Source organism: Phytoactinopolyspora mesophila (genome assembly GCF_010122465.1).
Classification (GTDB): domain Bacteria; phylum Actinomycetota; class Actinomycetes; order Jiangellales; family Jiangellaceae; genus Phytoactinopolyspora; species Phytoactinopolyspora mesophila.
In genome coordinates, this window is the sequence record NZ_WLZY01000009.1 from 34,871 (window position 1) to 51,169 (window position 16,299).

Sequence of the window (16,299 nt, forward strand, 5' to 3'; positions counted from 1 at the left end):
GGTTGCGGATGACAGTAGCGCGACCTCCACCTAATGCGCAACCATTGGTTGCGTTAAGAATCGACGCAGGCTCCACCATCCGCCTCGACGTGCCTGACTAGTCGTCCACAGCGTCCGGCATCACCGACGTGTCGAGCGCCCACGCTCGTCCGTCCGCCGCTCCGCCGAGCGTGACCGTTAGCTCCGGGGACGGCCAGTACACGCGCGTGGTCAGAGCATCGCCGTCGGAGGTAAAGATCTCGACGAGCGAACCGTCGACGAACAACCTGAGCTCACTCGTCGTCCGCCGGGGGAGCTTTAACCAGCGCGTACCCATGACTGCGTCGGTGACCTCGACGTTCAGTGACCCGCGAGCGATGTCGGCCACGACGCTCAGCCGGGCCGCCCCGGCGACGATCGACCAACCTCCGCCGTCATGTCCGACGGTCCCCGCCAGTTCGACGGCGGGCCGATCGACAACGACGCCCGTCGCCAGGTCCGCGGGCCCGGCCAGAAGGCCTCGCCGCAGCCGCTGAAGTTCGGGCACCGGCTCCACCGTCACCCGGCCATCTTCGATGGACAATGTCCGCGGCACCGACAAGGCGCCCACCTGCCGCATCGATGCCTGTGTCTCCTCCGGCACACGTTCCTGCGCCCAGCCCCATAGCAGCGTCCGCCCGGCTTCGTCGGTCATGACAGCTGGTGCGTAGAAGACGTCCCCGTGGTCCAGCAGCCGGGCGGGGCCACCGGCGAAACCACCGTCGGCCACGGCACCGGTGACGTATACGGCGTGCATCAACGGCTTCGCTGCCGCCGGATCCTGGCAGCCGAACACGAGCAGTGCTCGGTCACCGTCGACGACGAGCTGCGGGCACTCCCAGTGTTCTCCGAGGTCGATCCCATCCTCCCGGCGGCCGGCACTGAAGAACACCCCCCGGTACTGCCACGACGTCGCGTCATCCGACTCGTACCGCAAGACGGTGCCGTGCCGTTCCCCAGTCAATGTGCCGCTGCCCAGCAGCATCTGCCAGCGGTGGCCGTCGTGCCAGAGGAACGGATCGCGGTGGTAGCCGCTGCCCAGCTCCGCAGGGGGCGCTGGGATCAGCGGATTGGCGATGTCCTTCGTCCACTCGGTCAGGTCCGCGGAACCCCAGGCGCGGCAGACCGACTCGACCCGGGCGTCGTCGGCGCCGACGACGCCCGTGTAGTACATGGCCGGGCGCCCCTCGACCTCACGCACGCAGCCCGACCAGCAGCCGTCGACGTCCGCGGCGCCGGGGCCGGGAACGACGGCGTCGGAGTGCCGCTCCCACCGGATGAGGTCCGGCGACGACACGTGTCCCCAGCGTGGCGGCCCCCAGAACGGCGCATCCGGATTCGCCTGAAAGAACAGGTGGTACGTCCCGTTCCATTGAACCGGGCCGTTCGGATCGTTGATCCAGTTCCGCGCCCCGGTGACGTGAAAGCGTGGCCGCCATTGTTCAGGAGCCTGGACAACACCGGCGGCCACCTGCGTTTGCTGCGTCACCGCAGGCCTTCGAGGAACGACGCGCGGATGCGGCTGGCGTTCTCGGCATTGGCGGCCTGCCGCTCACGCGTGTCCTGGGCCCGGCGCTCGAGCCACTCGGCGCGGCGCCGTTCGAACTCATTCATCCGTTCGTCGCGCTGCCTGAGCATCGCCTGCCGGACCTCGTCCAGCGTGTCCCGGTCCGGCAGAACAACGCCATCGGCGGGCGGGGACGCCGGGCGACGCGGCAGCCGCTCCTCCACCGGCAGCATGTCGAGTCGAGGCGAGGGCAGTGTCTGGTACCAGTACGCCGTCGACGCCCAGTCATCTGCCAGGTGGTTCGCATGGCCGTGCTCCATCGTCACCTTGATCTTCTTGTCGAAGCGAACGGGATCGGCTAGGTGGAAACGGTAGCTGACCTGGTAGCCGGGGACGTCGCCCTCGTGCACGATGGTGCCGCAGAACGGGAACGCGTTGCGCTGCATACCCCACGCCTGGTTGAAGTAGTCCTCGCCGCCGGTTCCGTGCATGCTGGGCGGCCAGACGTCGTCATCGATGAAGATCATGTCGTCGCCCTCGCCCCACCAGGTGCCCGGGAAGTGCGCCACGGAATGGTTGCAGCCGATGTAGTTGCCGGCACCCTCGGTCTCCAGGATCACGTAGTTGCCCGCACCATCAAGGTTCGGCACCTGTGTCTCCAGGCTGTTCACCTGCAGGTCCGGGCCCCACCCGTCGCAGGGGTTCTCCCGGCGCCAGTGGGCGTGGAAGTAGAGCGTGTCTTCGGGCAGCGGCTCGGCGTAGAGCTCGTAGTCGACGTAGTAGTACTGCACGTAGGCGACGTCGTTCTGGTTCTCCACTTCGATGCGCGCCCGGCTGTTGAACGGCATCGGCAGGTAGCAGTTCAGCGCGGCCGGGCCGCCGAACTTAAGCCGCTCGTCGTCCTTGACGGAGACGGTGAACGGCAAGGATGCGAAGTTGCCCGCGATCGAGTTGCCGACGCAGAAGAAGTCGCCCAGTGGAGCGACGACGCTCGGCTCCTCCTGGTCGTCCCAGTACATCCGGATCAGCACCTTGCGGTAGTAGTCCGGGTCGGTGATCTCCCAGTTGACGCCCAGGGCGTTGTGGATCTCCAGCATGGCGACGCCGGCCTGCCGCGGATCGATCAGCCCAGGGCCGATGATCCGGCGGCAGGTTTGGGTGAACCACAGGTGCGTGATACAGCCAGGCCCCTCGATGTCGGCGAGCACCGCGGTCTCGCCTGGCATGACGACGAAGGCGTCCTCGTTGCCGCCGGTCTGGTCCCAGCTGGATACGCGGGCGCTGCGTGCCAGGCGGCGCTTGGCCGCCCGTCCGAGGAGGTCGTCACCGATGGCAAAGGGAAGGTTCTGCGACACGAAACGGGTCCTTTCTGGTGGGACAGAGTGGTGTGCGATGAACGCGTCAGCCCTTGAGGCCCGACGCCTTGATCGACTCGATGATCTGGCGTTGAAGGAACAGGAAGACCAGCAACGTAGGGATGGCCGCAAGCAGCGACGCAGCCATGATCAGGTTCCATTCGCCGCCGTACTGGCTCTGGAAGGTGGCGATGCCGACCTGCACCACCCACAGATCACGGTCCCGGGCCACCGTGAGCGGCCACAGGAAGCTGTTCCACGTGGCGAGGAAGGTGATGACGCCCAGCGAGGCCAGCATCGGCTTGCTCAAGGGCAGCACCACACGGGTGAAACGCCGCAGGTAACCGGCACCGTCGAGGTCGGCCGCCTCCTCGAGCTCACGCGGGAAGGACAGGTAGAACTGCCGCATCAGGAACACCGGGAACGCGGTAAAAGCCACCGGCAAGATGAGCCCGGCGTAGGTGTCGGTCAGCCCCATCCGGCTCACGACGTAGAACAGCGGCACCAGGATCACCGGCAGGGCCACCAGCAGCGTCGAGAAGAACATGGCGAAGATCGCCTCCCGGCCGCGGAACCGCAACCGGGCCAGCGCGTAGCCGGCCATCGCTCCGAAGCCGACCAGCAGCACGGTCACCGCCACCGACACGCCCAGGCTGTTGGCCAGGTAGCGGGCGAACGGGATCCGGGTGAAGACCGTGACGATGTTGTCGAGCGTCGGGCTCTCGGGAATGAGGCTTGAGCTGGTCGCTTCCTCGGGCGGCTTCAGCGCGCCGGAGACCATCCACAACAGCGGGAACAGCTGCACCAGCGCCAGCACGCTTGCCAGAACCAGCGCGATGACGGTGGAGATGCGCAGGCTGCGGCGACGTTGCAGGGACTCCGATGTCGGCCGCTCGTGGCGCACCCGGATCTGGTCAGCGGTCGTCGCTCTCAAACCTGCCTCCTTTCGTCAGCCAGAACGCGATACCGGTCAGGAGCATCAGCGCCAGGGCGTACCAGACCGCCATCGCCGACGCGTATCCGAACTGGTTGCCGCGGAAGGCCTGCTGGTAGATGTAGAAAATGCCGAGGCTCGTGGAGTTCGCCGGGCCACCCTGCGTCATGACATAAATGAGGTCGAACGCCTGCAGCCCGGCTAAGCCGGCGATTGTGGCCAGCACGAGCGCGAAGAACGTCGTCGGGCGCAGCAACGGGAGCACCACGCTGAACAGCATGCGGAAGTAGCCGGCGCCGTCCAGCCGTGCGGCCTCATGCAATTCGCTGGGGATGTCCTGCAGGCCGCCTAGCAGAATGATCATGTAGAAGCCGACGAAAAACCAGATGCTGATGAAGACGACGGTCCATAGCGCGAAGTCCGGATCGCCGAGGAAGGACGGCGGATTCTCGATCCCGATAGCCTGCAACCACGAGTGCACGACGCCGACTCGATCGGCCAGCATGTACCGCCACACCAGCCCGACCACCACCAGGCTCACCGTGTACGGGGCGAAGAACGCCGCCCGGAAGAACGCGCGGCCTGGAAGGTTGCCGTTGACCAGCAACGCCATGATCAACGCCAGCACGTACAGACCTGGCACGAACGCCCCGACGTAGAGCAACGTCACCCGCATGCTTTTCAGGAACAGCGGGTCACCGAACATGCGGCGGTAGTTGTCCAGGCCGACGAAGTCCATCCGCCCGAACCCGTCCGCCGATGTGAAGCTGAGCACGAACGCGAGCAGCATCGGCACCATGACGAAGATGCCGACACCGATCGCGGACGGAGCGACAAAGGCGTAGCCGGCCAGAGACTCGCGTTGTCGGCGGGTCAGACGCGCCGCCGCTCGGCCCGGCCGGTCCCGGACCGGGTGTGAACGAAGCGGGTGTGAACGAAGAGTGGTGGACATGGCGGCAGATTCCCTAGGAGCCGAGCGGGGCGCCGTCGTAACCGGCAAGCGCGGCGTTGATCTCCTCGTGCGCTTGCCCGGCGGCCGCCGCGGGATTGGTGCCGTTGAGCTGCGCGGCCTGGATGGCGTCGGTCACGGCCCGCACCACCTCCGGGGTAAAGCGGGGCTCGCCGCGGCCGAACGGTGTGTCGTCGCTGTCGAGATCAGCCGGGTCGAGCCCGAGCACGTCGAAGGCGGCGTAGGCCATGAGCTCGTCCTGCTCGAACAGGCCGTCGTCGTCGGCCTGCTGCATGACCGACTTGCGCACTGGAAGGCTCTTCTTGGCGTCGAACGCCCAGTCGACCATCCGGTCGACGCTCTCGTCACCGGCCAGCGCCCAGGCGCAGAACTCTGCGGCGGCCTCGGCGTGGGCGCTGTTCTTGTTGACGCAGAACGCCCATCCGCCCATGTCGGTGATCGGATCGGCCGACAGGTCAGGCACCGGATGCGGGAACATGCCGTACTCGAAGTCGGGCGCGCCCTCCTCGAGGAATGATCCGCCCGCGGTCACCATCTGCGCCATCGCTGTGTACCCGCTGGCAAGGTTCGCGACGAGATCGCCGCCACCGCCGCCCTGCATGGTCCGTGGCGCGACACCGCGCTCGATCGCGTCCTGCCAGAATCCCAGCGCCTCGGCGGTGGCGGGGGAATCGAACGCGGAGCTCAGGCCCGACTCGTCGACCACGTCGCCACCGGCCTGCCATAGGAACGGGTACCAGGTGAAGTTCTGATAGACGTTCGGCGTGGTCTCGAACAGCACACCGAACTGGTCACCGGTGGTCAGCTTCTCCGCCACGTCGAGCAACTCTTCCCACGTTCGCGGGATGTCCCCTTCGGAGAGCCCGGCGTCCTCGAATGCCTGCACGCTGTAGAACATGGTGAGTGGCTCGCTCTCCATCGGGATCCCGTATATCCGCCCGTCTACGGTCCGGGTGCTCAGCGCGGAGGCGTAGAAGTCGTCCACGTTGTCGCCGAGCGCGTCGGTGAGGTCGTACAGCACGTCGCCGTTGTGATAGCGCAAGAAGTCGCCGGGGCTGATGACGAAGATGTCCGGCCCGGTCCCAGCGGAGAAGGCCGACTGCAGCTGGGTACCCTCGATGTATTCCGAGATCGGGATATAGGTCAGGCGGATCTGCACGCCGCCACGCTGATTCCATTCCTCAACCAGGTCGAGGAACCACGCGTTCTGCGCCTCGACGGCGTAGCCGCCGCCTTCTTGCGGCGCGTACCACTGCCAGAAATCGAGCGTGTCCGAGCTGCTGCCGGTAGTGCCCGAGCTGTCGTTGCCGCACGAGGCGAGCACGCTGGCACCGGCTGCCAGACCGGCACTCACACCCAGAGACGTGGTGAGGAAACGTCGGCGGGTGAGGCTGTGTCGCGGCGTCCATAACTGGCCGCGACGCGTCGCACGAGGATTCATGACGATCCTTTCGTCAGTTCCCGGCTGAGCAGAGCTTGGTCAGCCGGACGCCGATGCTGCGGGACATCCGCAGGAGCGGCGCACGTGAATGGTCGGAGGAAGAATCACGCTTCGAACGTCTTGCCCGGAGTCAGCGAGCCGATCGAAGAGCAGGTCTGCAGCCGCACGGCCGAGGTCTTCGACGGGTTGCGCCGCGACGGTGAGCGGTGGGTCGAGCAGATCGAAGAACGGCTGGTCGTCAAAGCCGACGACGGCGATGTCTTCGGGGACGCGCAGGCCGAGACGGCGAACTGCTCGCAGCACGCCGAGGGAGATGAGGCCGTTGGCGCAGAAGACAGCGCTCGGGCGGTCCCGCTGGGAAAGGGTTTCGATGGCCAGTCGCTCCCCCAACTCGAACGTGCCCTGGACGCCCACGGCTTGGCGCATAGTTCCTTCGATGACGGTCAACTGCGCACTCGCGGCGTCCGCGATCGCCTCACGGCATCCGGCCAGGCGCTCCAGGCTGGGGGTGGCCGCCGTCGTCCCCATCACCGCGGCGATCTGCCGGTGCCCGTGGTCGACCAGGTGCGCGACAAGTTCCCGGGCGCCCAGCCGGTGATCAACCAGCACGGCGTCGAACGGGTCCCCGGCCACCTTGCGATCCAGCGTGACGGTGGGGATACCGGCGCTCCTGAGCTGCTCAAGCGGGCCGATCTCCTGAGCGGACGGGGCGACGATGACGCCGGCCACGTTCTCACCGATCATCAGATCGAGGTAGAGGCTCTCCTGGTCGAGATCCTCATCGGTATTGCAGAGCAGGACTGCGTGCCGGTGCTCTGCCGCAACGCCCTCGATGGCCCGCGCCACGGAGGCGAAGAAGGGGTTCTCCACGTCGGAGATCACCAGCCCGATGGCGTCTGCTCGCTGCTTGCGCAGGGCCTTCGCGGCGCGGTTCGATCGGTAACCGAGCGACGCCGCGGTATCCCTTACCCGCTGCGCCATCTCGGAGCTGACCCCCAGTTCTCCGGCGAGCGCGCGGGACACCGTCGCCGTCGATACTCCCAGCGCCTGGGCGATCTCCCGATACGTCGGTCCCGGCATGTGCGCGCTCCTGTCGAGTGAACGTAATCGATTGCGTAATCGATTACGTCGCACCGTATTCCCATCGACATTCAGATGACAAGTGTCCGTGACGCCTTCGTTACCCGACCGCACCGGAGGCCGTGCCGATCAAGCTGCCGCCGTGGTCCCGCGAACTCGCCCGGAGAACTGATAGGCCCCCATCGGGCCCCCACCGCGGCACGCCAACGTCGATTTTCCGCATGAATGCATAAAAGCCCAGGTCAGAGACTCACAGGAGGGTGCCCCCGGTGGGACTCGAACCCACACTGGCCAGATTTTAAGTCTGCTGCCTCTGCCGATTGGGCTACGGGGGCATTTCCGACAAAGAACTCTACGCCACACTTCACCTGAGCGCAGCGGCCGATGATCGTAAAGCAGCCGGGCTACGGCAGGCAAACAGCGAGGGGCGGCACCTAGCCGGTGCCGCCCCTCGCGCAGTCTTGCGTTTAGCGGGCTATGCCCGCCGCGAATCAGATCGCGCGTACGCCCGTGGCCTGGGGGCCCTTGGCGCCCTGGGTCACGTCGAACTCGACCTGCTGGTTCTCTTCAAGGCTACGGAAGCCGTCGCCGGCGATCTCCGAGTAATGCACGAAGACGTCCGGGCCGTCCTCCCGAGCGATGAAGCCGAAGCCTTTTTCCGCGTTGAACCACTTGACGGTTCCTTGTGCCATTTTCTGCTCCCTTAAGGGCTGGAAATCAAGGTTCCACACCGTGTGAAACCTTGGGGTCGGTCTAGACGCGACGTCTCCAGCTTTCCTGAAGGTAAGCGGCGCGCCCGCAACGTCGAAATCTGCGAGCGTGCTGGAAACACGAACACAAAACTACGACCGTGCAGACAACATACCAAAGTCTCGGCTGGTTTCCATCATCCAGGCGTCAAAGATAGGTCTTCCGGGGGAAAACAGCGTGCGCGCCGGCCACCCGGTCGAGAAAGAGAAGGCCTTCGCAGTGGTCGATCTCATGCTGCAGCGCCCGTGCCTCGAAGGCGTCGGTTTCCACAACTACCTCTTCGCCTGTGCCGGGCAGCACGCCCACCACGGTGAGGCGGGTGGCGCGCTTGACGTCACCGGTCAGATCCGGGACCGACATACAGCCTTCACGTCCTCTCTCCTTCCGCGAGGCCTCGACGACGCGCGCGTTGCACAGCACGAACGTGCCGTGTGACGTGCGTGCCTTCGGATGGTCGGTGACGTCGACGCTGAACACCTTCCGGTCGACGCCGACCTGGCAAGCCGCGAGGCCGACACAGCCGGGCGAGACTCGCATCGTCGCCACCAGGTCGGCGGCCAGCTGGACGATCTCGGGGTCGGTCGGATCCACCGCCGCCGACGACGACGTCAGCACCGGGTTCGGAGCGTGGACGACGGCAAGGACACGCCCTTCTGCGCCGAGTTCGTGCTCGGACCAGTCGCGGAGGTTCACAGGACGTCGGTCTCCTGGGGACGGAACGTCATGTCCACCCCCAGCTCGCGGGCGACCTGGTCCAGCTCGGCGCGGAGACTCTCCACCGCCACGTCGGCCGGCAGGTCGACCTCCGCCACGACCAGGTAGAGGTCTCCGGTCAGGCGGGTGGTCAGGTCAGTGATGTTGCCCGCGAAGCTGGCCACGGCATGGGTCATGGCCGACACGATGCCCGGCCGGTCACCGCCGTGGACGCTCAGAACATAGGCACGCTGCGCCGGAGCCGCGGCGTCTTCTTCGGCCACCTCGCGGACTGAGACCTGCAGTGTGCCGTCCGCGCTCAAGCCGGCCAACGCGTGCTCGACTGTCTCTACCGAGACGTCACCGGCGCAGAGCAGCATCATGGCGAAGTGTCCGCGCAAGCGGGTCATGGTCGAGTCTTCGAGGTTCACCCCGAGCTCGGCCAGCGAACCGGTGGTTTCGGCGATGATTCCAGGGCGGTCGTGCCCGATGACGGTGATGGCGATGAGGCTCACGCCTCTATCAAACCGTACGCACTCCGGGCATGTCGCTCCGGCCGTCCTCGTCCGGACGCACGGCCAGCACCTGGTGGACACCGATGCGCCCGGCGTCGAACGACAACGCCGAGCCGGTCATGTAGAGCCGCCATACCCGCGCGCGCTCCTCGCCGGCCGCCTGCACCGCGCGGTCCCACCCGCCGTCGAGGTTTGCCACCCAGGCGCGCAGCGTGCGCGCATAGTGTTCGCGCAAGCCCTGCACGTCGCGGACCTCGAGCCCGCCCTCTTCGAGGCGGCTGACGACGTCGCCGACCGGAATGAGCTCCCCGTCGGGGAAGACATACGCGGCGATGAACGACCGGCTCCCCCGGTTCGACGATGCGGACACCGGACGATCCCGCAACTTGACGATCTGGTGGTTCAGCAGCCGCCCGCCTGGCCGCAGGATGGCATGCAACCGGTCGGCATATTCCGGCCAGGTGGCCGCACCGAGATGCTCGGCCATGCCCACACTGGCGATCGCGTCGTACGGGCCGTCGTCTACATCACGCCAATCCTTCACGTACACCGCCGCCAGGTCGCTGAGACCCGCGTCGGCGATTCTGCGCTGGGCGTACTCCCCTTGCGCCGCGGAGATCGTCACCCCGACCGCTTCGACGCCGTGCTCGCGAGCGGCATGAATCACCAGCGAACCCCACCCACAGCCGACGTCGAGCAGACGCATGCCCGGCTCCAGGCCCAGCTTGCGACAGATGAGCTCGTGTTTGTCATGCTGGGCGTCTTCTAGCGTGTACGACGAGCTGCCTGGATCGGTCCAGTAGGCGCAGGAGTACGTCATGGAGGTGCCGAGAACGATCTCGTAGAAGTCGTTACCGACGTCGTAGTGGTGGCTGATCGCGGCTTGATCGCGTTGTTTCGAGTGACGTTCGCCTGCCAGTTCAGCCTCGATCGAGGGCGGCTTCGGCTGTGGACCGACGGCGCCCAGCAGCACGGCTGCCCGCAGCGCCTCGGCGCGGTCGACAGCCGAAAGCTTCGGCCGGGAATCGAGTTCATTCAGCACGTTGTTCAACCGCGCCATGGCCTCCTCGAGATCACCATCGACGTCGATCTCCCCAGCTACCCACGCGCGGGCCAAGCCGAGCTCGTCCGGCTGCCACATGACCCGCCGCAGGGCACGGCGAGACTTCACCACCACAACCGGGCCGTCTACCGGGCCAGCGCTCGAGCCGTCCCACGCCCGAAGCCGCACCGGAAGCGACCGATCCAGAACACGTTCGATCAGATCGGCGATCCGGCCGGCCGCTCCAGCAGCCGACATGTCATTTCCTCCCTCAGTCCTCCAGTCTTACCCACCCGCGAGGATCTCGCGCGCCTCACAGCGGAGATCAGTTGGACCCATCCCGTTGTGATCTCTTCGGCGTCGCGGCACGGCGGAACTCTTCGCGGGGCATCCGCATGCGGCCCAATGTCACCACTTCGCGGCGGAAGAGCAACGCCATAGTCCAGTCGACGAGCACCCGGGCTTTGCGGTTGAACGTCGGCATCTTGCTCATGTGATAGGTGCGATGCATGAACCACGCGGGGAATCCCTTGACCTTCACGCCGTACACGTGAGCGACGCCCTTGTACAGCCCGAGGCTGGCCACCGAGCCGACGTACTTGTGCCGGTACTCCTTGGGCTGGCCGCCGTTCAGCGTTGCCGCGATGTTCTTCGCCAGCAGTTTGGCCTGGCGGACCGCGTGCTGGGCATTAGGTGCGCACAACGCGTCCGGGTCGTCGTCGGTGAGATCCGGAACGGCAGCGTTGTCGCCCGCCGCCCACGCGTCATCGAGTCCCGCGACACGCATAGTGGCCGCGCAGCTGACCCGCCCCCGATCGTCGATCGGGAGGTCGCTGTCGGCGAGCACCGGGTTTGCCTTCACCCCGGCCGTCCAGACGATGGTGTCCGCGTCGAACGGCTTGCCCTTCGAGAGCACCACATGTCCGTCGACGCATGACTCGAGGAACGTCTTGAGCCGGATCTCGATGCCGCGTTTGCTCAGCTCCTCGACCGTGTAGACCCCCATCTCATCGCCCACCTCGGGCAGGATGCGATCAGCGGCGTCGACGAGCACCCAGCGCATGTCTTTGGCGCCGATCTGCGGATAGTAGCGGCGCGCATACTGCGCCATGTTCTCCAGCTCGCCGAGCGCTTCGGCGCCGGCGAATCCACCCCCGACGAACACGAACGTCAGCGCGCGGCGACGGACGTCCTCATCCGTGGTGGAAGCGGCGATATCCAGCCGGTCGAGAACGTGGTTACGCAGCGCGATCGCTTCTTCGACCTGCTTGAAGCCGATACCGTTGTCAGCCAGGCCGGGAATGGGCAGCGTCCGGGGTATGGAGCCCAGCGCGACGACGAGGATGTCGTACTCGAGCTGGTAGGGCTCGCCGGCCTCGGGTTCGATCGTCACGGCTTTGTCGCCATGGGCGATCGAGGTGATCCGGCCGGTGATGACGTCGCACTTGCGCAGCACGCGGCGCAGCGGCACGACGACGTGCCGGGGTTCCAAGGCGCCGGCCGACGCCTCGGGCAGGAACGGCTGGTAGGTCATATAGGAGCGGGGATCAACGACCGTGATCCGGGCCTGGCCCCGGCGCAGCTTCTTCTGCAGGCCCAGTGCCGTGTACATGCCGACGTAGCCGCCGCCCAGGATCAAGATGTGTGGAACTCTGTCTCGGGTCATCTTCACTCTGTACCCCTGGCTTCTCGATGCAAGACGAGTAATGGCGCGCCGTTGCAAGCCACTCCGGGTTCGTTCTCCCGGCACGGTTCCACACTATCGAGCTTGTGAACACATTCACAAGCCGTTTGGTGAATGATCTCGGCACAACTATGCGACCCGAAGGCGGCGAGTTCGCCCCGGCCTCCCCTGGGGCCCAGCCTGTCGGTGATCGTTGCGACGTCAGGTCAGCTGCCGCTTGCCCTCGGCGATCATCTCGAGCCCGCGCAGCCAGTCCGCGCCCTCTCCCGCCGGACCGGTGACGAGTTCATCGACCCCGACGTCGAGGTAGGCCCCTAAGGCGTCGACCACCTGCCCAACGCTCTGCGCGATCGGGATCCGCGCGGCCTCCTCGGCCGTGATAAAGCCCTCAGCCACCAACCCCGCCGCCCGCTCATCGCGGGCCTTGCCGGCCGCGCCCGCGACTCCGAGCGTCACCTCGGGTGCGACGGTCACCCGCGGCATCGGCATCCCGACTTCAGCCGCGATCTCCCGAAGCCGGTCTAGTCCAGGCCGCAACGTCTCCGGACCACCGCTGCCCGCGCCCCCGCCGAACCAACCGCCGTGCCGGACCGCCCGAGCCAGCACGGCGTCGGCGTTGCCGGCGATGCGCAACGGCGGCATCGGCGTGGCCGGCTGCAATGCGATCGGAACCCCGGCACCGTCGGGATCCACCTTCTCACCCGCCACCAGGCGCGGCAGCGTGTCGAGGGCGTCATCCAGCCACGGGCCACGGCGTTTCGTCGGCGCACGAACGGCCCGCCAGAAGGGCTCTCCGGTGAATCCGCCGATCCCCGTGCCCAGCACCAGCCGGTTGCCGGAGATGTACTGCAGGGTCTGAACCTGGGTTGCGGTCCAGGCGAGTTGTCGCAACGGCAATGCGAGGATGCAGGTCCCCAGTTCGATCCGGTTCGTCGCCCCGGCGGCGGCCGCGAGCACCGTCATCGGCTCGAGGGCCGGACGAGAGTCGCCGGTGATCACGTCCGGAACCCAGACGGAGTCAAGGCCCGCCTGCTCGACTTCACGCGCCGCCGCCGGGACGTTGTCCAACGTGCTGGCGTCGTCTCCGACCTCGGCAATGATGCTGAGTGTGATCCCAATGTGTGGGGTTGATGCGGTGCCGTCAGCAGGCATGTCGACGTTCTCCGTTCGCCCGCTCGATCTATCCACCCAAGCGTCAAACATGAACCAAAGTTCAAGTCAAACCGGAGACAGCTACGTGCGCCACTTCAATACCGCCAGGTGGCGTTAAAGCCGGATATGGCTGCGAATCGCCATCTGGCGGTATTGAAGTCGGAGGAAAACCGCGTCACATCAGCGGTGCAGTGCCTTCCGGGCCAGCCAGTTGCCGAGCATCTGAGCAAGCTGGACAAGAAGGATGATCACGACGACGGTCACGAACGTCACTTCCCAGTTGAACCGCTGATAGCCGTAGACGATCGCGAAGTCGCCGAGCCCGCCGCCACCCACATAGCCGGCCAGCGCCGACATGTCGATGATGCCGATCAGCAGGAACGTGTACCCCAGGATCAGCGGCGCGAGCGCCTCCGGGATGAGCACCGTCATGATGATGCGCATCCTGGACGCGCCCATCGCCCGGGCCGCCTCGATCACGCCGGGGTCCGTAGCCACCAGGTTCTGCTCGACGATGCGTGCCGTGACGAAGGTCGCCATGATCGACATAGCGAAGATGACGGCGTCGTTGCCGATGGTGGTACCGATGGTCGCCAACGTCAGCGGCCCCACAGCCGTGATGAAGATGATGAACGGGATCGGCCGGACGATGTTGACCGCGACGTTCAGGACGGCGAAGACGACGGCGTTCTCGAGCAGGTTGCCCTTGCGGGTCGCATAGAGCAACACCCCGATGATCAGCCCTAGGAGCCCTCCGACCAGCAACGTGACCGAGACCATGTACAGCGTCTCGCGGACCGATTCGAGCAAGATCGGGGTGAGGGTGGACCAGTCCCGGTTCATCTCGGCCCTCCGTGCCGCCTGATGGCGTCGATGGCCGGACCATACGGGTCGGCGGGTCCGCGCGGCGGATCGTCACCAGCCGATCCCGGCGGTGCGTCCCCAGTTACCGCCGACGGGTCGTCACGCGGATCAGCGGCGGTACCGAGGTCGTGCACGTCAGTGGTGCCGCGCAGGTCGGCGATGAGCGCGTCGATAGCCGCGCCGTCACCGCCGAGTTCGACCGTCAGGCTGCCGAAGGGACGCTCGTCGATCTCGGTGATGCCCCCGAACACAATGGTTCCGTCCACACCGTGTGCGCGCAGCACCGCCGTGAGATCGTTCGCCTTGCCGCCGCCTTCGCGGATGCCGACGGTGATCATCCTGCCCGGGTGCCGGTGCCGGAGCCGTTCCAGAGCCTCGGGGCTGGGCCGGTCCTTCAGCGTCGTCGCGACAAAGCGGCGGGTAGCACGCTCCCGAGGCGAGGCGAACACGTCGTAGACGCGCCCGTGTTCGACGACCCTGCCCTGCTCCATGACAGCTACCCGCTGGCCGATGGAACGCACGACGTCCATCTCGTGGGTGATCACGACGATGGTGATGCCGAGTTCCCGGTTGACCCGCTTCAGCAGCGTGAGCACGTCCTGAGTGGTATCCGGATCGAGCGCGCTCGTCGCTTCATCGGCCAGGAGAATCTTCGGCGAGGTCGCCAGCGCCCGGGCGATCCCGACTCGCTGTTTCTGGCCCCCGGACAACTGACCTGGGTAGGACCGCGCCTTGTCCGCGATCCCGACGAACTCGAGGAGTTCGGCCACCCGTTCCTGGCGTTTCTGCTTCGGCCATTTGGCGACCTTGAGCGGGTAGGCGACGTTACCGGCCACGGTCCGCGAGTTCATCAGGTTGAACTGCTGGAAGATCATTCCGATGCCGGCTCGCAACTGCCGCAGCTGCGCCTCTCCCATGGCGGTGACATCCTGACCGTCGACGAGCAACTGGCCCGAGCTCACCCGCTCCAGCGCGTTCACCAACCGGACCAGTGTGCTCTTGCCGGCGCCCGAGTAGCCGATCACGCCGAAGATCTCGCCCCGCCCGATGTCGAGCGTGACCGAATCGACGGCCCGGACAGCGTCCGGGCCGTCGCCGAAGACCTTCGTGACCTCGCGAAAGCTGATCATGGAGTGGTGAGGTTCGTTTCGATCTCGTCGAGGATCTCCTGCAACTCGGTCGCCGGGTTGTCGACGAACACGGCGGTGCCGCCGGAAGCGTGCGAGGCCGCTTCCTGCACCTCGTCAGTGTGATACAGCTCGATCAGCCGCTGGAACGTCTCGTTGTCCTGATCACCCGCCCGGGACGCCCAGATGTTGATGTAAGGGCGCGCACCGGGGCTGTCGGCCTCGTCCTGATAGAGCGCGTCCGAGGGGTCCAGACCAGCGTCGGTGACGAAGTCGTTGTTGATGATCGACGCATCGACACTGTTCAGCGCCACGGCCGTCTGCTCCGCACCAACCGGCGTCACCGACACCCTGGACTCGTCCTCGACAATGTCCGACGGCAACGACGTAGAGTCGCCGCCACCTTCCAGAGTGATCAGCCCGGCGTCCTGGAGCACCAGCAACGCTCGTGCCTGGTTGGTCTCGTCGTTCGGGATGGCGACTTCGCCACCCTCGGGAATCTCGTCGAGCGACGAATGCTCGGTCGAGTACAGGCCGAGCGGATAGATCGCCGTGGCCCCGACGGGGGTGAGCTCCTCACCGTTACCGACGTTGTACGCGGCGAGGTACTGCAGGTGCTGGAACTGATTCAGGTCCAGCTGTCCCTGCGACAGAGCGGGGTTCGGCTGCGTGTAGTCGGTGAAGTTGATCAGCTCGACCTCGATGCCTTCTTCGGTCGCGAGATCGGTGAACACCTTCCAGTGGTCGTCAGCGGCACCGACGACGCCGATCTTGATCGGCTCCCCGTCCTGACCAGAGGCGGCCTGGTTGTTGTCATCACCGCCGCACGCGGCAAGTAGCAGCGCGCCACCGGTGATCGCGGCGACCAGCGTCGCATTTCGACGAATCATGAGGGTTGTCCTTCCGCAGAGATGGTCCACGCCACGGGTTGCCCTGGCGCAGTGGAGGTGACTGGGTGCGGGGATGACCGCGCCGGCCAGCAGCCCAGCTGCCGGTCGCAGGGACCGGCGGTGAGGCGCTACCGGGAGGTCGCGTCCAGACGATGCCGTCTCCGGCTCTGAGCCCGCTTATCGCCCGATAGCACCGACTGAATCGGCTTGTCCGGTGACGACGTCAGACGCGACAGCCGCGCATGCGCATCAGACACATGGCCATGCCACAGCCGTG

15 protein-coding genes and 1 tRNA gene are annotated in these 16,299 nt (G+C 66.3%); all 16 read right to left on the reverse strand.

Annotated features, from left to right (window positions below):
• Positions 1 to 97: 97 nt before the first annotated feature.
• The 16 genes from F7O44_RS32050 to F7O44_RS22790 all read right to left on the reverse strand — a co-directional run bounded on the left by F7O44_RS32050 (position 98) and on the right by F7O44_RS22790 (position 16,022).
• Entirely contained in the window at positions 98 to 1,507 is a 1,410-nt protein-coding gene (locus F7O44_RS32050) for a GH32 C-terminal domain-containing protein (RefSeq protein ID WP_162452600.1), read from the reverse strand.
• A complete protein-coding gene (locus F7O44_RS22720) occupies positions 1,504 to 2,880 on the reverse strand; it encodes a glycoside hydrolase family 172 protein (protein WP_222851613.1) in 1,377 nt (458 codons plus the stop codon). The genes F7O44_RS32050 and F7O44_RS22720 overlap by 4 nt, the downstream gene beginning before the upstream one ends.
• Positions 2,881 to 2,926: 46 nt before the next feature.
• Complete coding sequence (locus F7O44_RS22725) at positions 2,927 to 3,814, reverse strand: carbohydrate ABC transporter permease (protein WP_222851614.1); 888 nt, start codon at positions 3,812 to 3,814, stop codon at positions 2,927 to 2,929.
• Positions 3,795 to 4,766 carry a carbohydrate ABC transporter permease gene (locus F7O44_RS22730; RefSeq protein ID WP_162452601.1) on the reverse strand — a complete coding sequence of 324 codons (972 nt, stop codon included), beginning with the start codon at positions 4,764 to 4,766 and terminating at the stop codon, positions 3,795 to 3,797. Before F7O44_RS22730 ends, F7O44_RS22725 begins: the two co-directional genes overlap by 20 nt.
• Positions 4,767 to 4,779: 13 nt before the next feature.
• Positions 4,780 to 6,225 carry an ABC transporter substrate-binding protein gene (locus tag F7O44_RS22735; protein WP_162452602.1) on the reverse strand — a complete coding sequence of 482 codons (1,446 nt, stop codon included), beginning with the start codon at positions 6,223 to 6,225 and terminating at the stop codon, positions 4,780 to 4,782.
• 39 nt (positions 6,226 to 6,264) lie between these two features.
• The gene (locus F7O44_RS22740) at positions 6,265 to 7,305 is read right to left on the reverse strand and encodes a LacI family DNA-binding transcriptional regulator (RefSeq protein ID WP_162452603.1); all 1,041 of its coding nucleotides are present in this window, start codon (positions 7,303 to 7,305) and stop codon (positions 6,265 to 6,267) included.
• 261 nt (positions 7,306 to 7,566) lie between these two features.
• A tRNA-Leu gene (locus tag F7O44_RS22745) sits at positions 7,567 to 7,640 on the reverse strand.
• A 156-nt stretch (positions 7,641 to 7,796) separates the two neighbouring features.
• Entirely contained in the window at positions 7,797 to 7,997 is a 201-nt protein-coding gene (locus F7O44_RS22750) for a cold-shock protein (protein WP_162452604.1), read from the reverse strand.
• Positions 7,998 to 8,202: 205 nt separating this feature from the next.
• On the reverse strand, positions 8,203 to 8,748 hold the full coding sequence (def, locus tag F7O44_RS22755; protein WP_162452605.1) for a peptide deformylase: 546 nt from the start codon (positions 8,746 to 8,748) through the stop codon (positions 8,203 to 8,205).
• Entirely contained in the window at positions 8,745 to 9,263 is a 519-nt protein-coding gene (locus tag F7O44_RS32055) for an ACT domain-containing protein (RefSeq protein WP_162452606.1), read from the reverse strand. Before F7O44_RS32055 ends, def begins: the two co-directional genes overlap by 4 nt.
• Positions 9,264 to 9,270: 7 nt before the next feature.
• Positions 9,271 to 10,563, reverse strand: coding sequence for an SAM-dependent methyltransferase (locus F7O44_RS22765; protein ID WP_162452607.1), 1,293 nt, complete (start codon positions 10,561 to 10,563; stop codon positions 9,271 to 9,273).
• A 67-nt stretch (positions 10,564 to 10,630) separates the two neighbouring features.
• Positions 10,631 to 11,971 carry an NAD(P)/FAD-dependent oxidoreductase gene (locus F7O44_RS22770; RefSeq protein WP_162452608.1) on the reverse strand — a complete coding sequence of 447 codons (1,341 nt, stop codon included), beginning with the start codon at positions 11,969 to 11,971 and terminating at the stop codon, positions 10,631 to 10,633.
• Between the two features lie 219 nt (positions 11,972 to 12,190).
• Complete coding sequence (locus F7O44_RS22775) at positions 12,191 to 13,141, reverse strand: LLM class flavin-dependent oxidoreductase (protein ID WP_162452609.1); 951 nt, start codon at positions 13,139 to 13,141, stop codon at positions 12,191 to 12,193.
• Between the two features lie 180 nt (positions 13,142 to 13,321).
• The gene (locus F7O44_RS22780; protein ID WP_162452610.1) at positions 13,322 to 13,984 is read right to left on the reverse strand and encodes a methionine ABC transporter permease; all 663 of its coding nucleotides are present in this window, start codon (positions 13,982 to 13,984) and stop codon (positions 13,322 to 13,324) included.
• On the reverse strand, positions 13,981 to 15,135 hold the full coding sequence (locus tag F7O44_RS22785) for a methionine ABC transporter ATP-binding protein (protein WP_162452611.1): 1,155 nt from the start codon (positions 15,133 to 15,135) through the stop codon (positions 13,981 to 13,983). The genes F7O44_RS22780 and F7O44_RS22785 overlap by 4 nt, the downstream gene beginning before the upstream one ends.
• Entirely contained in the window at positions 15,132 to 16,022 is an 891-nt protein-coding gene (locus F7O44_RS22790) for a MetQ/NlpA family ABC transporter substrate-binding protein (protein WP_162452612.1), read from the reverse strand. The genes F7O44_RS22785 and F7O44_RS22790 overlap by 4 nt, the downstream gene beginning before the upstream one ends.
• Positions 16,023 to 16,299 lie beyond the last annotated feature (277 nt).